This window comes from Burkholderia sp. BCC1988, assembly GCF_905339895.1.
GTDB lineage: Bacteria > Pseudomonadota > Gammaproteobacteria > Burkholderiales > Burkholderiaceae > Burkholderia.
In genome coordinates, this window is record NZ_CAJPHA010000020.1 from 25,037 (window position 1) to 43,202 (window position 18,166).

The window sequence follows — 18,166 nt, forward strand, 5'->3', positions numbered from 1 at the left end:
GGTTCCTCGATGAGATGACGGGGCTTACGCGCTCAACCGGTCGACGATCGCGCGCAGCGATTCGTAGCCCTTCTTCGCATACTGATAGCTCGGCGCGACGGCCGGGTCCTGTTCGGCCTCGACCACGAGCCAGCCTTCGTAGCCGGCGTCCTTCAGCGTGCGCAGCGTCGCTTCGTAATCGAGCGCGCCGTCGCCCGGCACCGTGAAGGTGCCGTTGATCACGCCGTTCAGGAAGCTCCAGCCGCCGTTGCGCGCCTGCGTGACGACCTGCGGCCGCACGTCCTTGCAGTGCACGTGCACGACGCGCGCCACGTGCTTCCTCAGCAGCGCGACCGGATCGGCCGCGCCGCCGAAATACGCGTGGCCCGTGTCGAACAGCAGGAACACCTTCGCGGGATCGGTCAGCGCCATCAGCCGGTCGACGTCGTCCGGCGATTCGACGTACGCGCCCATGTGGTGATGGTAGGCGAGCTTGATCCCGTAGGTCTCGAGCAGGTGCGCGCCGAATGCGTCGAGGCGCGCCGCATAGCGCCGCCAGGTTTCATCGTCGACGAAACGCGGGCGCTTGGCGACCGGCGTGTCGATGCTGCCCTGGATCGTGCCCGCGCATTCGCCGTACACCACGACCTTCACGTCGTTGAACTGCAGCTTCGTCATGTGCGCGCGGCAGCGCTCGATTTCGGCCTCGACGGCATCGGCGTCGCTCATGCCCGGCGCGACTTCCGCCAGAAATCCCGAATACCAGCCCGACACGCACACGAGCCCGAACTCGGCGAGCTTCGCCTTCAGCTCGGGGCCCGTCTTCGGAAACTTGTTGCCGAGCTCGAAGCCCGCGTAGCCGATTTCGGCGCCTTCCTTCAGTGCCGTCTCGAGCGGCGTCTCGCCGCCGAGCGACGGCAGGTCGTCGTTCATCCACGACAGGGGATTGATACCGATGCGAACGTTCCAGCTCATGACGTGCTTCCTTGGTTCGAATGTTGTTTTCGCGGAGCGGCGGATTGAATGGGGAAACGGATCAGCGCCGCTGCCGGGTTTTCTCGTCGAGATACGTCCGGTGCGCGCGTTCGACACCGGCGCGCGCGGATACCTGCGGCACCGCGACTTCCCACCACGCGCCGCCGTCCGCGGTCGTGCGCTCGTGCGTCGTGTCGATCACGATGACCTGGCTCGTCTTCGCTGCGCGCGCACGCTTCATTTCGCTGCGCAGCTCGCCGACGTCGCGCACGTGCACGGCTTCGGCGCCCATCGAGCGCGCATGCATCGCGAAGTCGATCGTCGAGCGTTCGCCGCCTTCCGGCACGCAGTCGTCGAGCATGTTGTTGAAGCTCGCGCCGCCGCAATTGATCTGCAGCCGCTCGATGCAGCCGTAGCCGCGGTTGTCGAGGATCACGACGATGAGCTTGCGGCCGAGCATCACGGACGTCGCGAGTTCGGCGTTGAGCATCATGTACGAGCCGTCGCCGACGATCACGATCACTTCGCGCTCGGGCCGCGCGAGCTTCGCGCCGAGGCCGCCCGCGACCTCGTAGCCCATGCACGAGTACGCGTAGTCCATGTGGTAGTTGCCCGGCACGCCGCTGCGCCACAGCTTGTGCAGTTCGGCCGGCAGCGTGCCGGCCGCGCACACGACGAGATCGTCGCGCGCGCTGTCGCGTCCCGCGTCGGCCGCCGAGTCGCGCACCGCGCCGATCACTTCCGCGTCGTACGGCAGGGTGTCCTTCGGCACGCGCGTGGTCAGCTCGGTCACGCGCGCGTTCCACGCGGCGGCCTGATCCTGGTTCGCGGCCGTCCACGCCGCATCCGCGCGCCAGCCCGCGAGCGCGGCCGACAGCTGGCCGAGGCCCGTGCGCGCATCGGCGATCAATTGCCGGCCGCGCTTCTTGCCCGCGTCGAACGGCTGCACGTTCAGGCTCAGCAGCGTCGCATTGCCGAACAGCGCGTGCGAGCCGGTCGTGAAGTCCTGCAGGCGCGTGCCGACCGCGAACACCACGTCGGCCTGCGCGGCCGCGCGGTTCGCGGCGGGCGAGCCCGTCACGCCGATCGAGCCGAGGTTCAGCGGGTGGTCCCACGCGAGGCTGCCCTTGCCGGCCTGCGATTCGGCGACCGGCACGCCGTGCGTGTCGGCGAACGTGCGCAGCGCGTCCCACGCCTGGCTGTACAGCACGCCGCCGCCGGCGACGATCAGCGGTTTCTTCGCCGCTTTCAACACGTCGAGCGCATCCGCGAGTTCGAGCGCGTCGGCCGGCGGGCGGCGCATCCGGATCACCGGCGGCGCGAAGAAATCCTCCGGCCAGTCGTAAGCGAAGGTCTGCACGTCCTGCGGCAGCGCGAGGCACACGGGGCCGCACTGCGCGGGGTCGGTCATCACCTGGATCGCGCGCGGCAGTGCGACCAGCAGCTGCTCGGGCGACGTGATCCGGTCGAAGTAGCGCGTCACCGGCCGGAAGCAGTCGTTCGCGCTGACGTCGCCCTGTTCGAAGTCCTCGACCTGCTGCAGCACCGGGTCGGGCAGCCGCGACACGAACACGTCGCCGGGCAGCAGCAACAGCGGCAGCCGGCCGACGTGCGCGAGCGCCGCGGAGGTCAGCATGTTGGTCGCGCCGGGGCCGATGCTCGACGTCGCGGCCATCATTCGCTGGCGGAAGTTCGCTTTCGCGAACGCGACGGCCGCATTCGCCATTCCTTGCTCGTTGTGCGCGCGGAACGTCGGCAGCCGGTCTTTTTCGGCATGCAGCGCTTCGCCGAGCCCGGCCACGTTGCCGTGGCCGAAGATCGCGAACACGCCGCCGCAATACGGCAGGATTTCGGTGCGGCCGTCCGGCTGGACGACTTCGGCGCGCAGGGCGGCCAGGTAGCGCACGAGCGCCTGGCTGACGGTCAGTCTCACGGTGGTGGTCATCGTCTGTCGATCAGGAGGAATCGGGTGGTCATCACGGACATCTGCATCAGGCGGCTGCCGCGGCGCGCGCGGCGGCACGGCGGCCGAGCCACGCGTCGACCAGCTGCGCGAAATTGCCGGCCACTTCGTCGATCAGCGCCTGGTCGTCGATCCGGCCGGCGAGCCAGTGCAGCGACGCGTCGGCCCACAGCGTGCGGCCGACCATGAAGCCCTTGACGATCGGGTTGGTCGCCGAGCGGAAGCTGTCGACCAGATATTGCAACGGCTGGTTCAGCCCGAGGATCACCGCGCCGCGGCAGTGCGGGTCGCGCTCGGCCACCAGCGTCTCGAGCCGCGCCCAGCCGTCGGCGCTCATCGGCGCGAGCTTCCACCACTCCGGCATCACGCCGAGGTTGTAGAAGCGCGCGACCGTGCGCAGCACCGCGTCGTCCTCGGTGCCGGGCGGCGTGACCGCGCGCGGCGGAATGATCTCCAGCAGCAGCTCGTTGCCGCTCGCGCGCGTGGCTTCCCACAGCTCCAGCACGCGCTGCTCCTGCGCGACGCGCAGGTCGACGTCGTCGTCGGGGTGGTAGTGGACCAGGCACTTCACGACCTGTTCGGTCGGCCAGTGCGTGAGCGACGAGCCGACCGAGCGCGTGTCGTCGAAGCACAGCGGCCGCGAGCCGGGCAGCTCGACCGGGCGGCCGACCCACCAGCCGCGGCCGGTGGCCGATGCGAGCGCGTCGCGGCCATATGCGCCGCCGTCGATCAGCACGCCGACGTGGCCTTCGATCCGGCGATCGCGCTCGACCTGTTCGGCCGCGCGCACGAGCAGGCGCTTGAGCGTCTTGATCCGCGCCTCGTCCGCGCCGGCCTGCACCGCGAGTTCGTAGAACTGGCTGCGATGGTCGAACGCCATCACGCACAGGTCGTCCCATGCGCGGCGCGGCACCGTCACGCGATGCAGGTGCGCGAGCGCGCGATCGGCGTCCACCTGCGGATTGCGGCTGCCGCCGAACCAGTGCGCGAGCTCGGCCGGCGTCGGCATCGCGGCCGAGCACGCGTGGCGCGACACGACGATCGCGCCGCACGCGTTCGCGATGCGCGTCGCTTGCGCCCAGCCGTGCCCGCGCAGCAGCCCGGACAGCAGGCCCGACAGGAACGCGTCGCCCGCGCCCAGCACGTTCAGGACTTCGACGCGTTCGCCGTGGAAGGTCGGCGCATCGTCGATGCGCGCGGGGATGTCGCCCTCGATCACGCAGCAGCCGAGCGCGCCGCGCTTGACCACCAGCACCGCGCCGCTCGCGCGGCGCACGGCCTGCAGCGACGCGATCAGGTCGTGCGGCACGCCGCCCGCGATCAGGAATTCCTCCTCGGTGCCGACCAGCAGGTCGAACTCGCCGAGCACCTGCTGCAGTTGCCGCGTGACCTGCGCGTCGGGCACGTAGCGGTTCTCGCCCGCGCCGCGCGCGGTCAGCCCCCACAGCACCGGCCGGTAGTCGATGTCGAGGATCCGCACGACGCCGTGGCGGCGCGCGTAGCCGAGCGCGGTCAGCGACGCCTCGCGGGTGCCCGGCGTCGAAAGATGGGTGCCGGTGATCGCGAGCGCGCGGCAGCCGGCGATGAAGTCCTCGCGGATCTCGTCGGCGCGCACGGCCATGTCCGCGCAGTTCTCGCGCACGAACAGCAGCGGGAACGTGTCGCGATCCTTCAGCCCGAGCAGCACGAGCGCGGTCAGGCGTTCCGGATCGGTCTGCAGCTGGCTCGTGTCGCAGCCTTCGCGCTCGAGCGTCTCGCGCACGAAGCGGCCCATCTGCTCGTCGCCGACGCGCGAGATCATCGCGGTCTTCAGCCCGAGCCGGGCGACGCCGAACGCGACGTTGCCCGACGAGCCGCCGAGATACATCTGGAAGCTGCGCGCGTCCTCCAGGCGGCTGCCGTACTGTTGCGCGTAAAGGTCCACGGCGACGCGGCCGAGGCAGGCGAGATCGATGGGGCGGTCAGTCGGAAAGTTCAACGGGCTCATATCACGTATCACGCTCGCGGCCGGCGTTCGACCCTGCCGGCGGATTGAGGGACCGATCCTGCGACGGTGGTCCGTCACGTGCGCGGCACGACACGGGAACGCTTGCCGCAAGGAATCGGGCTACGGAACGGAGTCTAGACTTTTTGGAAATCCAGTTCCCTAGGTGAAATCACGTAGAAATAAATTTCCAAATTTTCGAAGAAGTGATCTACAGTTTCATCCGGATGCTTCAGTCCGAATCGGATCCGATCGGACTCGGCCCGGCGGCGCGCAACGCGCCGTTTTTCCGCCCCCGGAGATGAGGAGACAGAGTGATCATGAAGACCAAGCTGATGGCCGCCGCGGCCGCCGCAATCCTGGCCATGCCGCTCGCGCATGCCGAGAAGATCGGCGTGACGATGGCATCGTTCGACGACACGTTCCTGACGATCCTGCGCAACAGCATCGGCGATGCGGCGAAGAAGGACGGCGCGACCGTGCAGATCGAGGACGGCGGCAACGACGTCGGCAAGCAGTTGAGCCAGGTCCAGAACATGATCGCGCAGAAGGTCGACGCGATCATCGTGAATGCGGTCGACACCGACGCGACGCCGAAGATCACCAAGATGGTGACCGCCGCGAAGATCCCGCTCGTCTACGTGAACCGCAAGCCGGTCGATTTCGACAAGCTGCCGGCCGGCGTCGCGGTGGTCGCCTCCGACGAGAAACAGTCGGGCACGCTGCAGGCGCGCCAGGTGTGCAAGCTGCTCGGCGGCAAGGGCGACATCCTGGTGCTGATGGGCGAGCTGTCCAACGAGTCGGCGCGCGCGCGCACCAAGGACATCGAGGACGTGATCGCGACCAAGGACTGTGCCGGCATGAAGATCGTCGACAAGCGCGAAGGCAAGTGGAGCCGCACGCAGGGCCAGGACATCACGATGAACTGGCTGAGCTCCGGGACGAAGTTCGACGCGATCGTGTCGAACAACGACGAAATGGCGATCGGCGCGATCAACGCGCTGAAGGCCGCGCGCAAGCTGACGCCGAAGACGGTCGTCGCGGGCATCGACGCGACGCCGGACGGGCTCGCGGCGATGAAGAGCGGCGAGCTGAAGGTGTCGGTGTACCAGAACGCGGCCGGGCAGGGCGCGCAGGCCGTCGCGGCCGCGCTCAAGCTGGCGAAGAAGCAGCCCGTCGAGCGCTTCGTGAACGTCCCGTTCGAACTCGTCACGCCGGAGAACATGAACCAGTACGCGAAGCACTGACCGGTTTTTCCGCTGAACTGCGCGGGCCCGGCGTGTCCGGGTTCGCGTGTGACTTTCGAGGAACGTCCATGTTTACAGCCAGGATGGCGCGCTCGATGGCGAGCGAAAGCGCGCCGGCCGCCTCGTCCGCCGCACCGGGTTCGTCCGGTGTGCCCGCCGCCGACTGCGTGCTCGAGGTGCGCGGCGTCGGCAAGTCGTTTCCCGGCGTCGTCGCGCTCGACGGCGTGCAGTTCCGCGTGCGGCGCGGCACCGTGCATGCGCTGATGGGCGAGAACGGCGCCGGCAAGTCGACGCTGATGAAGATCATCGCCGGCGTCTACACGCCCGACCAGGGCGAGATCCTGATCAACGGCGAGCCCGTCGTGCTGAACGGCCCGCTCGACGCGCTCGATCGCGGGATCGCGATGATCCACCAGGAACTCAACCTGATGCCGTACATGACGGTCGCGGAGAACATCTGGATCCGCCGCGAACCGAAGAACCGCTTCGGCCTGATCGATCACGCCGAGCTGCGCCGCCGCACCGCCGCGCTGTTCGAGCGGCTGTCGATCGACATCGACCCGGAAGCCGACGTGCGCACGCTGACGGTCGCGAGCCGCCAGATGGTCGAGATCGCGAAGGCCGTGTCGTTCGACTCCGACGTGCTGATCATGGACGAGCCGACTTCCGCGCTGACCGACAAGGAGGTCACGCACCTGTTCCGCATCATTCGCCAGCTGCGCGAGCAGGGCAAGGGCATCGTCTACATCACGCACAAGATGAACGAGCTGTTCGAGATCGCCGACGAGTTCTCGGTGTTCCGCGACGGCAAGTACATCGGCACGCACGCGTCGAGCGACGTCACGCGCGACGACATCATCCGCATGATGGTCGGCCGCGAGATCACGCAGATGTTCCCGAAGGAAGAGGTGCCGATCGGCGACGTCGTGCTGGCCGTGAAGAACCTCGGCGTCGACGGGGTGTTCCGCGACGTCAGCTTCGAGCTGCGCGCGGGCGAGATCCTCGGCGTCGCGGGCCTCGTCGGCTCGGGGCGCTCGAACGTCGCGGAGGCGCTGTTCGGCGTCGTGCCGGCCACCTCCGGCGAGATCCTGATCGACGGCAAGCCGGTGCGCATCGCCACGCCCGCGCAGGCGATGAAGCACGGGATGGCGTTCCTCACCGAGGACCGCAAGGACACCGGCTGCTTCCTGAATCTCGACCTGCTCGCGAACATGGAAGCGGCGGTGCTCAGCAACCGCTACGTGAAGTTCAATTTCGTGCGGCAGGCGCAGTTGAAACGCGACTGCGAGGAAATGAGCCGGATGCTGCGCGTGAAGACGCCCGGGCTGCACGAGGAAATCCAGAACCTGTCGGGCGGCAACCAGCAGAAGGTGCTGATCGGCCGATGGTTGCTCACGCAACCGCGCATCCTGATCCTCGACGAGCCGACCCGCGGGATCGACGTCGGCGCGAAGGCCGAGATCCACCGGCTCGTCAGCGCGCTCGCCGGCAAGGGCGTCGCGGTGCTGATGATCTCGTCGGAGATGCCGGAGGTGCTCGGCATGAGCGATCGCGTGATGGTGATGCACGAAGGCCGGATGACCGGCATCGTCGAACGCAAGGACGCCGACCAGGTCCGCATCATGGACCTGGCCTCGCGCTGAGCCGCAACAAGCATGGAGACAACTGAAATGGGCAACCTGAATCCGGTCGCGGACGCGCAGTCCATGACGATCAAGACGCGGCACGCGAAGTGGCCGCCCGAACTGAGCATCTTCCTGGTGCTGGTGGGCATCAGCCTGTTCTTCGAGGTGATCGGCTGGCTCGTCGTCGGGCAGAGCTTCCTGTTCAACGCGGAGCGGCTCGAGATCATCGTGCTGCAGATGGCCGTGATCGGCATCATCGCGGTCGGCGTGAACCTCGTGATCATCACGAGCGGGATCGACCTGTCGTCGGGGTCGGTCGTCGCGGCGGCGGCGGTCGTGTCGGCCAGCCTCGCGCAGGTGTCCGATTTTCCGCGCGCGGTGTTCCCGCACCTGACCGACCTGCCGATCATCTGGCCGGTGCTGGCCGGCGTGTGCGTCGGGCTGCTGGTCGGCCTGCTCAACGGCTCGCTGATCGCGCTGACGGGCATCCCGCCGTTCATCGCGACGCTCGGCACGATGGTCGCCGCGCGCGGCTTCGCGAAGTGGTTCACCAACGGGATGCCGGTGTCGATGCTGACCGACCAGTTCGCGGCGATCGGCGCGGGCGCGAACCCGGTGATCATCTTCGTCGTGGTGGCCGCGATCTTCCACGTCGTGCTGCGCTACACGCGCTTCGGCAAGTACACGTATGCGATCGGCGCGAATCGCCACGCGGCCGTCGTGTCGGGCATCAACGTGACGCGCCACCTGGTGTTCGTCTATGCGATCGCGGGCCTCCTGAGCGGGATCGCCGGCACCGTGACGGCCGCGCGCGCGATCTCCGGCCAGTCGGGCATGGGCGTGATGTACGAGCTCGACGCGATCGCGGCCGTCGTGATCGGCGGCACATCGCTGTCGGGCGGCCTCGGGCGCGTGACGGGCACCGTGATCGGCGTGCTGATCCTCGGCGTGATGACGTCGGGCTTCACGTTCATCCGGATCGACGCGTACTACCAGGAGATGGTCAAGGGCGCGATCATCGTCGCGGCCGTGATCGCCGACCAGTATCGCAACAAGAAGTCGCGCCGCTGACCGGCCGAGATCGAACACACAACCGATCGGGAAGAAAATGAAGATCGCTTTGGATCCCTACATGATTCGCCACCTGCCGCTCGACCGGCTGCCGCATGCGGTGGCCGAGCTCGGCTACGACCAGATCGAGCTGTCGCCGCGCAGCGACTTTCTCGACTGGTGGGTGATGCCGCGCGCGACGCGCGAGCGCATGGCCGCGTTCCGGCAAGCGTTGCGCGCGAGCGGCGTGGGCCTTGCGTCGCTGCAGCCGATGTACCGCTGGGCCAGCCCGTTCGATGACGAGCGGCAGTGGGCGGTGCGCTGCTGGAAGAAGGCGATCGAGGTCACGCTCGAGATGGAATGCCCGCTGATGGTCTCCGAATTCGGGCGCGGCGCGTCGCCGGAGCGCTCGGTCGGCGAACGGCCGGGCGCGAATCCGAAGGAGCTGTGCGAAGCCGCGTGGTTCCGTTCGATGGACGAGCTGCTGCCGATCCTCGAGCGCGAACGCATCGTGCTGTCGGTCGAGCCGCATCCGGAAGACTGGATCGAGCAGCTGCAGCCGGCGATCGACATCGTCACGAACATCGGTTCGCCGTCGCTGAAGCTGTCGTACATCGCGCCGCACACGTTCTATTACGGCGACGACATGGCCGCGATGATCGCGGCCGCCGCGCCGATCCTCGCACACGTGCGCGTGGCCGACACGTTCGACCACCGCAAGAGCAGCCAGCTGCGCTACATCGTGAACCCGCCGGGCTCGAACCAGATCCGCGTGCACCAGCATCTCGACATCGGGCAGGGCGAGATCGACTGGGACGTGTTTTTCCGCGCACTCGGCAGCGCCGGCTTCGACGGTGTGATGTCGTCGTGCGTGTTCGCGTGGGAGGACCGCGCGGAAGCGTCGTCGCGCTATATGCGCGACACGATCCAGCGCTACGTCGAACGCCATTTCGAACGGGCAGCCGCGCGCTGACCCGTTTTGGAACCATTGCCGACCGGCGCGGCACGGGCCGCGCCGTCGTTGAACCAGAGACTGGAGATATCCGGATGACCTTGCAAATCGGCGTGATCGGCTGCGGCGCGATCGGCCAGGACCATATCCGCAGGCTCACGCGCACGCTGTCCGGCGCGCGCGTGGTGGCCGTCAACGACATCGATCCGCAGCAGGCGCGCGATGCGGTGACGAAGTACGGACTCGACGCGGAAATCTACGGCGACGGCCACGAAGTGGTCGCGGCTGCCGACGTACAGGCCGTGCTCGTCACGTCGTGGGGGCCGACGCACGAAGCGTTCGTGCTCGACGCGATCGCGCACGGCAAGCCGGTGTTCTGCGAGAAACCGCTGGCCGTCACGGCCGACGGCTGCTTGCGGATCGTCGAAGCCGAGGTCGCGCACGGCCGCCGGCTCGTGCAGGTCGGCTTCATGCGTCCGTACGACGAAGGCTATCGCGCGCTCAAGCGCGTGATCGACGGCGGCGAGATCGGCGCGCCGCTGATGCTGCATTGCGCGCACCGCAACCAGTCGGTCGGCGAGCGCTATACGACCGACATGGCGATCACCGACACGCTGATCCACGAGCTCGACGTGCTGCGCTGGCTGCTCGGCGAGGACTATGCGACCGCGCAGGTCGTCTATCCGAAGAAGACGCGCCATGCGTCCGCGCATCTCGCCGATCCGCAGATCGTGCTGCTCGAAACCGCGAGCGGCGTGCGCATCGACGTCGAGATCTTCGTGAACTGCCAATACGGCTACGACATCCAGTGCGAGGTGGTCGGCGAGAACGGCATCGCGAAGCTGCCCGACCCGCCCGCGGTCGGGCTCAAGCACGCGGCGCGGCAGTCGGTCGAGATCATGACCGACTGGAAGGAGCGCTTCATCGCGTCGTACGACGTCGAGCTGCAGGCGTTCATCGACGGCGTGCGGCAGGGTGCGCTGACCGGGCCGTCCGCATGGGACGGCTATGCGGCGGCGGTCGCGGCCGATGCGTGCGTGCGCGCGCAGCAGAGCGGGGCGGTCGAGCCGATCGCGATGGCCGAACGCCCGGCGTTCTATCGCGGCTGAACTGGCTGAACACGCCGACACCGGGCCGCGTGTCCACGCGGCCATGCTCGCGGCCGCGCGCCGCTTTCCTGCGGGACTGACCAACATGACGATGAAGATTGGCTGCGCGCCCTGCTGCTGGGGCGTCGACGACGTGAAGAACCCGCACCTGCCGCCGTGGCGGCAAGTGCTCGCCGAGGCCGCACAGGCCGGCTATTCGGGCATCGAGCTCGGCCCGTACGGCTACATCCCGCTCGAGCTCGACGTGGTGAGCGCGGAGCTCGAGCGGCAGCGTTTGAGCATCACCGCCGGCACGATCTTCGACGACCTGGTGTCGCCCGAGAACCTGCCGAACCTGCTGCGCCAGACGCGCGAGATCTGCGCGCTGATCACGCGCTTGCCGAAGCTGCCGACGCAGCCGGGCCAGCGCCATGCGGCGCCGTATCTGGTCGTGATGGACTGGGGGCACGACGAACGCGACTATGCGGCCGGCCACGCCGATCGCGCGCCGCGCCTGTCCGCCGAACGCTGGGCGCGCATGGTCGACCACATTCGCGAAATCGCGACGATCGCGCGCGACGAATTCGGCGTGCGCGCGGTGATCCATCCGCATGCGGGCGGCTACATCGAGTTCGCGGACGAGATCGACCGGATCGTCGCCGACGTCGCGGCCGATACGGCGGGCCTCTGTCTCGACACCGGCCACCTTTACTACTCGGGGATGGATCCCGAGACGTGGCTGCGCCGTCACGCGGCGCGGCTCGACTACGTGCATTTCAAGGATATCGACGCGGCCGTGTACGACGCGGTGATGGGCGAACACATCGCCTTCTTCGCGGCGTGCGCGCGTGGCGTGATGTGCCCGATCGGCACCGGCGTGCTCGACTACCGCGCGATCCGTCGCGCGCTCGACGACATCGGCTATGCGGGAACCATCACGATCGAACAGGAGCGCGATCCGCGCAATGCCGGCACGAGCCTGCGCGACGTCGCGGCGAGCCGCGAGTTTCTCGCATCGGCCGGGTTCGCGTAATCGGCCGTCGGCCCGACCCTCTGCACACACTTTGAACACCTGAACACGGACAGGAACACGACAATCATGATCGACGGACAGATTCTGCTCGGACACTCGATTCCCTGGGGCATGGTCGGCGGCGGGCTCGGCAGCCAGATCGGCTACAGCCACCGGTCGGCCGCATTGCGAGACGGCAGCTTCCAGCTCGTTGCCGGCGCATTCGACATCGATGCCGAACGCGGGCGGCAATTCGGCGTGAAGCTCGGCGTCGACGCCGGGCGCTGCTATCCCGACTACCGGACGATGTTCGACGCCGAGGCGAAGCGTGCCGACGGCATCCGCGCGGTGTCGATCGCGACGCCGAACAACACGCACTTCGAAATTTGCCGCGCGGCGCTGAACGCGGGGCTGCACGTCGTGTGCGAAAAGCCGCTGTGCTTCACGACCGAGGAGGCCGAGGCGCTGCAGCGGCTGTCGGTCGAGAAGAACCGCATCGTCGGCGTCGCGTACGGCTATTCCGGACACCAGATGATCGAGCAGGCGCGCGAAATGATCGCGCGCGGCGATCTCGGCGAGATCCGCATCGTGCAGATGCAGTTCGCGCACGGCTTTCACAGCGAGGGCGTCGAAGCCGCGAGCGCCGCCGCGCGCTGGCGCGTCGACCCGAAGTTCGCGGGGCCGAGCTACGTGCTCGGCGACATCGGCACGCATCCGCTGTACATCTCCGAAGTGATGGCGCCGGAGCTGCGGATCAAACGGCTGATGTGCTCGCGGCAGAGCTTCGTGAAGAGTCGCGCGCCGCTCGAGGACAACGCGTTCACGATCATGGAGTACGACACGGGCGCGATCGGCTACGTGTGGTCGAGTGCGGTGAACGCGGGCTCGATGCACGGGCAGAAGGTGCGCGTGATCGGCTCGAAGGCGAGCGTCGAATGGTGGGACGAACATCCGAACCAGTTGCGCTACGAGATCCAGGGGCAGCCCGCGCAGGTGTTCGATCGCGGGATGGGTTATCTGCATCCGCACGCATTGCGCGAAGACCGCATCGGCGCCGGGCATCCGGAAGGGCTGTTCGAAGCGTGGTCGAATCTGTACGCACGCTTCGCGCTCGCGATGGACGCGGCCGATCGCGGCGACGCGCAGGCGTTGAAGAGCATCCGCTTTCCGGATGTCCATGCGGGCGTCGAAGGCGTGCGGTGGGTCGAGAACTGCGTGCGGTCCGCCGATGCGGGCGGCGTATGGGTCGACTATCGGTGAGCAAGCGGTGAGCAAGCGGTGAGCAAGCGGCGGCCGATGCGCGGCGTCGGCCGGCGGCCCAGGGCGGTTGCCGGCGACCCTCGGCGTCGCCGTTCGCATCGGCGTCGGTAGACGCCCTAATCTTTACGGCTCGGCGACGGCGTTGGAAAATCGTTTCCATTCCGGCCGTGGAGCGTGTGCAGGTGATGATCGAGCGCGTGGGAGCGAGCGTGCGGCGCGGGCCGTGCCGCAAACGTGATTAAATTCGCCCTTCATGCATGTCCATAGGTGAGTCCCGGGCGCACGCGCAGGCGGCGCGCGGATCGGGGCCGTCAACTTCGCGCTATCCGATGAGTTCATCCGAGAAACCACCCGCCACCGTCGAGGCGTTCCTGCAGCATCTGACGCAGGAGTACGACGGCCTCAGCAATCGCCTGAAGGTGATTGCGCGTCACGTGGAAACGCATCGGGACCAGCTGGGCCTGGAAGGCATCCAGTCGCTCGCGGAGGCGTGCGGCGTGCAGCCGTCGGCCGTCGTCCGGTTCGCGAAGCATTTCGGCTTTTCGGGTTTCTCCGAGATGCAGCGGCTGTTCCGCGAGGGGCTGGCCCAGCAGATCGCGCCGGGCCGCGCGTACAACCTGCGGCTGCGCGACGTGATCGAATCGGGCGAGTCGAGCCTGCAGCCCGAGCAGATCGCCGACGAATTCATCAAGGGCAGCATTGCCGGCATGCAGCAGCTGCGGCAGACGCTCGACCCGCACGCGCTCGCACAGGCCGTCGACCTGCTCGCCGACACGCAGGCGATCTGGATCGCCGGCTCGCGCCGCGCGTTTCCGATCGCCGTGTATCTCGACTATGCGCTGCAGCACACCGACAAGCGCATCGGCCTGTTCAGCGCGCTCGGCAGCATGCATCTCGGCCAGATCCGCTCGGTGCGCGAGGGCGACGTGATGATCGTGATCTCGTTCATGCCGTACGCGGAAGAGACGGTGCAGGTCGCGCAGCAGGCCGTGCAGCGCGGCGCGCGCCTGATCGCGATCACCGACAGCCGGATGAGCCCGCTCGCGCGGGAGGCCGAGGTGACGCTGATGGTGCAGGACAGCGAGACGTTCGGGTTCCGTGCGCTGACCGCGACGATGGGCCTCGCGCAGAGCCTGTTCGTCGCGCTCGCGTACCGGCTCGAGCTGTCGTACCTGCCGACCGCCGACGGCGCACACGGCACGCAGGCCGGCTGAAGGCCGGCTGACGCCGGCCTTCGATTCGCCGGCCGCCCGCGCATTCCATCGCCGGGCGGCGCGTCGCCCTCATTTACTTCGCGGTCGGCATCGCGAATTCGGCGCCCTTGCCGATGCTCGACGCCCAGCGCTGCATCACCGACTTCTGGCGCGTGTAGAAGCGCACGCCTTCCTCGCCGTACGCGTGCATGTCGCCGAACAGGCTCTTCTTCCAGCCGCCGAAGCCGTGCCAGGCCATCGGCACCGGGATCGGCACGTTGATGCCGACCATGCCGACCTGGATGCGCCGCGCGAATTCGCGCGCGATGCCGCCGTCGCTCGTGAAGCATGCGACGCCGTTGCCGAATTCGTGTGCGTTGATCAGGTCGACCGCTGCGCCGAAGTCCTTCACGCGCACGCAGCCAAGCACCGGCCCGAAGATCTCTTCCTTGTAGATGCGCATGTCGGGGCTCACGTGATCGAACAGCGTGCCGCCGGTGAAGAAGCCTTCCTCGCGGCCCGGCACGCGCAGCCCGCGGCCGTCGACCACCAGTTGCGCGCCTTCGCTGACGCCTTGCCCGATATAACCTTCGATGCGCTTGAGCGCGTCGCCGGTGACGATCGGTCCCATCTCGACTTCCGGCGACATCCCGTCGCCGATCACCAGCTTGCGCGCGCGCTCGGCCACCAACGGCACGATCTTGTCGGCCACGTCGCCGACCAGCACCGCGATGCTGATCGCCATGCAGCGCTCGCCGGCCGAGCCGTACGCGGCGCCGATCAGCGCGTCGACCGCCTGCTCGATGTTCGCGTCCGGCATCACGACGAGATGGTTCTTCGCGCCGCCGAGCGCCTGTACGCGCTTGCCCGACTGCACCGCGCGCTGCTGCACGTAGGCCGCGATCGGCGTCGAGCCGACGAAGCTGACGGCCTGCACGTCCGGGTGGTCGAGGAGCGCGTCGACCGCGCCCTTGTCGCCCTGCACGACGTTGAACACGCCGGCGGGCAGGCCCGCCTGCGTGAGCAGGTCGGCGATGAACAGCGCCGCCGACGGGTCGCGTTCGCTCGGCTTCAGCACGAACGTGTTGCCCGTCGCGAGCGCGACCGGGAACATCCAGCACGGCACCATGCACGGGAAGTTGAACGGCGTGATACCCGCGACGACGCCGAGCGGCTGGCGCATCGTCCAGTTGTCGATGCCGGTGCTGACCTGGTCGGTGAAGTCGCCCTTCAGCAGTTGCGGCACGCCGCATGCGAATTCGATGATGTCGATGCCGCGCGCGACTTCGCCCTGCGCATCCGAGAACACCTTGCCGTGCTCGGCCGTGATGATGGCGGCCAGCGTGTCGCGGTGTTCGTTCATCAACTGCAGGAAGCGGTGCAGCACGCGGGCGCGGCGGATCGGCGGCGTGTCGGCCCAGGCCGGGAACGCCGCACGGGCGGACGCGACGGCGCGCTGCACTTCGTCGTCGCCGGCGAGCGCGACGCGGCGCACCGCGCGGCCGAGCGCCGGATTGAAGACGTCCTGGAAGCGGCCGCTGCGGCCGGCGACGGGTGCGCCGTCGATGTAGTGGCCGACGTCGGCGTCGGACGTATAGGCGGGAACCGTGGTCATGCGTGTCTCCTGGGCATGGGAATGGGGAGTGGACGGAACCTAGTCTAGGCAAAGCGGCGGGGCGGGAGAAGGCCGCGCAGCTTGATTCACTGTTCAGAATTCTGAATAATCGGCGGATGAATCAGCAAAATGTCCAGGCGCTCTGGCCGCATATCCACTCGCTGACGGTGCTGGCCGCGGCCGGCAGTTTCACGGCCGCCGCGCAGCGGCTCGGCATCAGCAAGGCCGCGATGAGCCAGCGCATCGCCGATCTCGAGAAGGCGGCCGGCGTGCCGCTCGTGCGGCGCACGACGCGCAGCGTGCGGCTCACCGACGCCGGGCAGACGCTGGTCGACAGCACGCGCGACGCGTTCGAATCGATCGGCCAGCACTTCGCGCGCGTGAAGGACCTCGCCGGCGAGCCGCGCGGGCTGCTGCGGGTGACGGCGCCGGTCGCGCTCGGGCGCCAGCAGGTCGTGCCGCACCTGCCCGATTTCCTGCGGCAGCACCCGGGCGTGCACATCGAACTCGACCTGTCCGACCGGCTGCATTCGCTGACGCAGGAGGGCTTCGACCTCGCGATCCGCCATACGACGACCGCGCCGCAAACCCACGTCGCGTGGAAGCTGTGCGACACGCGTTCGCTGCTGGTCGCGAGCCGCGACTACCTCGACGCGCGCGGTGCGCCGCGCCACCCGAGCGAACTCGTCGACCACAGCTGCCTGTGCTACCTGCGCGACAACGAACCGGCCGCCTGGAGCTTCGAGCCGGACGGCCGGCGGCGCCAGCGCGTGAGCGTGCCGGTGCGCGGCAGCTTCGCGGCCAACAACAGCGAGGCGATGCGCGAGGCCGCGCTCGGCGGGCTCGGCATCGCGCTGCTGCCGGATTTCAGCGCGCAGCGCGATCTCGATGCCGGCCGGCTCGTCGCGCTGCTGGACGGCTGGCGGCCGTCGGGTGCGTTCGGCGACCACATCTTCGCGCTGCGGCCGTACAGCCCGGTCGTGCCGAGCGCGGTGCGTGCGCTCGTGCGGCACCTGCGCGAGCGGCTCGCGGGCGGGTTCACGGGCGCCTGACGGGCACTCGGCGGGCGCTTGGCATGACGAGCGCGTGCCGAGCGCGGGCGCGCCGCGTCGCGCGGCCGGGCCCGGGCCGCGCGGGCAGGGGCGGCCGCGCTGCGGTAAAATCGCCGCTTCCTCCCGCGCCCGTGTGGCGCGTCATTCGAAGGTCGACAGCCGATGCAGATTCACAAGGAAGTGGACGCGCGCGGGCTCAATTGCCCGTTGCCGATCCTGCGCGCCAAGAAAGCGCTCGCCGATATGGAGAGCGGGCAGATCCTCAAGGTGCTCGCGACCGATCCGGGTTCGCAGCGCGATTTCGCCGCGTTCGCGAAGCAGACGGGCAACGAGATCGTCGAAGTGACGACCCAGGACAAGACCTTCGTGTTCCTGATGCGCCGCCGCTGACGGCCCGCATCACGCGCCCGTTGCGGCGCCCGCTCGCGCACCGCCCGCTGCGGTCCGCCGCGCCAACGGCTCGACACGAGCGCCAGCACAGACCCTCGCCCAGCGCCTGTTCCATGGGAAACGCTCGCCTGACGCCTCTGACAATTCTTAAACCTCGCCGCACGACCGGCTGCGTATACTGACCCGGCCGGTCGTCCGTCTCGGATGGATGCACCGGCCACGGTACGTCATACGAGGCGGGCACGGGGGCCATGCCTGACGCTGCCGTCGTACAAACGGGGAGAGGACATGTCCTTCAGACCAGGGACCATTCGAAGTCCGTCCGCAGCGGAATGCATCGTGCCCGCACGTGCGGCGGGGTTGAGCCGGATCGAGCTCGACCCGCAACGGGATCGCCACGCGCGTGCCGCGCTCGAGGCGTATGCCGATTCGGCGGCGGCCGAGATGCCGTGGCTGGCCGAATCGCTCGACGAACGGCTGCGCGGCGCCGCGCGGGACGACGGCGCGGGCTTCACGTATTGCGGCGCGACGATCGGGCGCGTGTTCGATCTCGCGCAGGCGTGGGCGGCGAGCCAGCCCGACTATGCGGCGCCGGCCTGGGAGCGCGTGCGCAGCCAGCTGGAGCGGATGCTGGGGCAGCCCATGCTGGGGCAGCCCACGCTGGGCCAGCCGGAAGCGCCGCCAGTTGCGCGACGGGAAGGATTATTCGAATAAAGGACCGTAGTCCGCGCAATTTCTTGGCGAATTTCATACTACTATGATGAAATCGCCGGTTCGTCCG

15 protein-coding genes are annotated in these 18,166 nt (G+C 68.4%); 11 read left to right on the forward strand and 4 right to left on the reverse strand.

Annotated features, from left to right (window positions below):
- Nucleotides 1-24: 24 nt before the first annotated feature.
- The 3 genes from iolE to U4012_RS26010 form a co-directional block, all read right to left on the reverse strand.
- Nucleotides 25-954, reverse strand: a complete 930-nt coding sequence (gene iolE, locus U4012_RS26000; RefSeq protein WP_124523020.1) for a myo-inosose-2 dehydratase — start codon at nt 952-954, stop codon at nt 25-27.
- Between the two features lie 61 nt (nt 955-1,015).
- The gene (gene iolD, locus U4012_RS26005) at nt 1,016-2,899 is read right to left on the reverse strand and encodes a 3D-(3,5/4)-trihydroxycyclohexane-1,2-dione acylhydrolase (decyclizing) (protein ID WP_321802151.1); all 1,884 of its coding nucleotides are present in this window, start codon (nt 2,897-2,899) and stop codon (nt 1,016-1,018) included.
- A gap of 46 nt (nt 2,900-2,945) precedes the next feature.
- Complete coding sequence (locus U4012_RS26010) at nt 2,946-4,904, reverse strand: bifunctional 5-dehydro-2-deoxygluconokinase/5-dehydro-2-deoxyphosphogluconate aldolase (protein WP_124893746.1); 1,959 nt, start codon at nt 4,902-4,904, stop codon at nt 2,946-2,948.
- A 317-nt stretch (nt 4,905-5,221) separates the two neighbouring features.
- On the opposite strand from U4012_RS26010, the gene U4012_RS26015 reads away from it, so the two are divergent.
- From U4012_RS26015 to U4012_RS26050, 8 genes are all read left to right on the forward strand, one after another.
- Entirely contained in the window at nt 5,222-6,148 is a 927-nt protein-coding gene (locus tag U4012_RS26015; protein WP_044846095.1) for a sugar ABC transporter substrate-binding protein, read from the forward strand.
- A gap of 68 nt (nt 6,149-6,216) precedes the next feature.
- Complete coding sequence (locus U4012_RS26020; protein WP_044846094.1) at nt 6,217-7,791, forward strand: sugar ABC transporter ATP-binding protein; 1,575 nt, start codon at nt 6,217-6,219, stop codon at nt 7,789-7,791.
- Nucleotides 7,792-7,818: 27 nt separating this feature from the next.
- Entirely contained in the window at nt 7,819-8,844 is a 1,026-nt protein-coding gene (locus U4012_RS26025; RefSeq protein ID WP_014722872.1) for an ABC transporter permease, read from the forward strand.
- A 37-nt stretch (nt 8,845-8,881) separates the two neighbouring features.
- Entirely contained in the window at nt 8,882-9,796 is a 915-nt protein-coding gene (locus tag U4012_RS26030) for a sugar phosphate isomerase/epimerase (protein WP_321802152.1), read from the forward strand.
- Nucleotides 9,797-9,870: 74 nt separating this feature from the next.
- Nucleotides 9,871-10,884 (forward strand): Gfo/Idh/MocA family oxidoreductase, encoded by a 1,014-nt coding sequence (locus U4012_RS26035; RefSeq protein WP_321802153.1) that lies wholly within the window; start codon nt 9,871-9,873, stop codon nt 10,882-10,884.
- Between the two features lie 85 nt (nt 10,885-10,969).
- A complete protein-coding gene (locus tag U4012_RS26040) occupies nt 10,970-11,896 on the forward strand; it encodes a TIM barrel protein (RefSeq protein WP_044846137.1) in 927 nt (308 codons plus the stop codon).
- A gap of 66 nt (nt 11,897-11,962) precedes the next feature.
- The gene (locus U4012_RS26045; protein ID WP_321802154.1) at nt 11,963-13,135 is read left to right on the forward strand and encodes a Gfo/Idh/MocA family oxidoreductase; all 1,173 of its coding nucleotides are present in this window, start codon (nt 11,963-11,965) and stop codon (nt 13,133-13,135) included.
- A gap of 329 nt (nt 13,136-13,464) precedes the next feature.
- On the forward strand, nt 13,465-14,349 hold the full coding sequence (locus U4012_RS26050) for a MurR/RpiR family transcriptional regulator (protein ID WP_321802155.1): 885 nt from the start codon (nt 13,465-13,467) through the stop codon (nt 14,347-14,349).
- Between the two features lie 73 nt (nt 14,350-14,422).
- On the opposite strand, the gene U4012_RS26055 is transcribed toward U4012_RS26050, so the two are convergent.
- Nucleotides 14,423-15,943: a CoA-acylating methylmalonate-semialdehyde dehydrogenase gene (locus U4012_RS26055; RefSeq protein WP_321802156.1), complete on the reverse strand. Its 1,521-nt coding sequence runs from the start codon at nt 15,941-15,943 to the stop codon at nt 14,423-14,425.
- 116 nt (nt 15,944-16,059) lie between these two features.
- Between U4012_RS26055 and U4012_RS26060 the strand changes: the two genes are divergently transcribed.
- The 3 genes from U4012_RS26060 to U4012_RS26070 all read left to right on the forward strand — a co-directional run bounded on the left by U4012_RS26060 (nt 16,060) and on the right by U4012_RS26070 (nt 18,099).
- Nucleotides 16,060-16,995, forward strand: a complete 936-nt coding sequence (locus U4012_RS26060) for a LysR family transcriptional regulator (protein WP_321802157.1) — start codon at nt 16,060-16,062, stop codon at nt 16,993-16,995.
- Nucleotides 16,996-17,157: 162 nt separating this feature from the next.
- Entirely contained in the window at nt 17,158-17,385 is a 228-nt protein-coding gene (locus tag U4012_RS26065) for a sulfurtransferase TusA family protein (RefSeq protein WP_006753156.1), read from the forward strand.
- Nucleotides 17,386-17,673: 288 nt separating this feature from the next.
- Entirely contained in the window at nt 17,674-18,099 is a 426-nt protein-coding gene (locus U4012_RS26070) for a peptidase (RefSeq protein ID WP_321802158.1), read from the forward strand.
- The last annotated feature ends 67 nt before the right edge of the window (nt 18,100-18,166 follow it).

Coding starts and splice junctions, on each gene's coding strand:
- iolE (WP_124523020.1), bottom strand. CDS start 954: ATGAGCTGGAACGTTCGCATCGGTATCAATCCCCTGTCGTGGATGAAC.
- iolD (WP_321802151.1), bottom strand. CDS start 2,899: ATGACCACCACCGTGAGACTGACCGTCAGCCAGGCGCTCGTGCGCTAC.
- U4012_RS26010 (WP_124893746.1), bottom strand. CDS start 4,904: ATGAGCCCGTTGAACTTTCCGACTGACCGCCCCATCGATCTCGCCTGC.
- U4012_RS26015 (WP_044846095.1), top strand. CDS start 5,222: ATGAAGACCAAGCTGATGGCCGCCGCGGCCGCCGCAATCCTGGCCATG.
- U4012_RS26020 (WP_044846094.1), top strand. CDS start 6,217: ATGTTTACAGCCAGGATGGCGCGCTCGATGGCGAGCGAAAGCGCGCCG.
- U4012_RS26025 (WP_014722872.1), top strand. CDS start 7,819: ATGGGCAACCTGAATCCGGTCGCGGACGCGCAGTCCATGACGATCAAG.
- U4012_RS26030 (WP_321802152.1), top strand. CDS start 8,882: ATGAAGATCGCTTTGGATCCCTACATGATTCGCCACCTGCCGCTCGAC.
- U4012_RS26035 (WP_321802153.1), top strand. CDS start 9,871: ATGACCTTGCAAATCGGCGTGATCGGCTGCGGCGCGATCGGCCAGGAC.
- U4012_RS26040 (WP_044846137.1), top strand. CDS start 10,970: ATGACGATGAAGATTGGCTGCGCGCCCTGCTGCTGGGGCGTCGACGAC.
- U4012_RS26045 (WP_321802154.1), top strand. CDS start 11,963: ATGATCGACGGACAGATTCTGCTCGGACACTCGATTCCCTGGGGCATG.
- U4012_RS26050 (WP_321802155.1), top strand. CDS start 13,465: ATGAGTTCATCCGAGAAACCACCCGCCACCGTCGAGGCGTTCCTGCAG.
- U4012_RS26055 (WP_321802156.1), bottom strand. CDS start 15,943: ATGACCACGGTTCCCGCCTATACGTCCGACGCCGACGTCGGCCACTAC.
- U4012_RS26060 (WP_321802157.1), top strand. CDS start 16,060: ATGAATCAGCAAAATGTCCAGGCGCTCTGGCCGCATATCCACTCGCTG.
- U4012_RS26065 (WP_006753156.1), top strand. CDS start 17,158: ATGCAGATTCACAAGGAAGTGGACGCGCGCGGGCTCAATTGCCCGTTG.
- U4012_RS26070 (WP_321802158.1), top strand. CDS start 17,674: ATGTCCTTCAGACCAGGGACCATTCGAAGTCCGTCCGCAGCGGAATGC.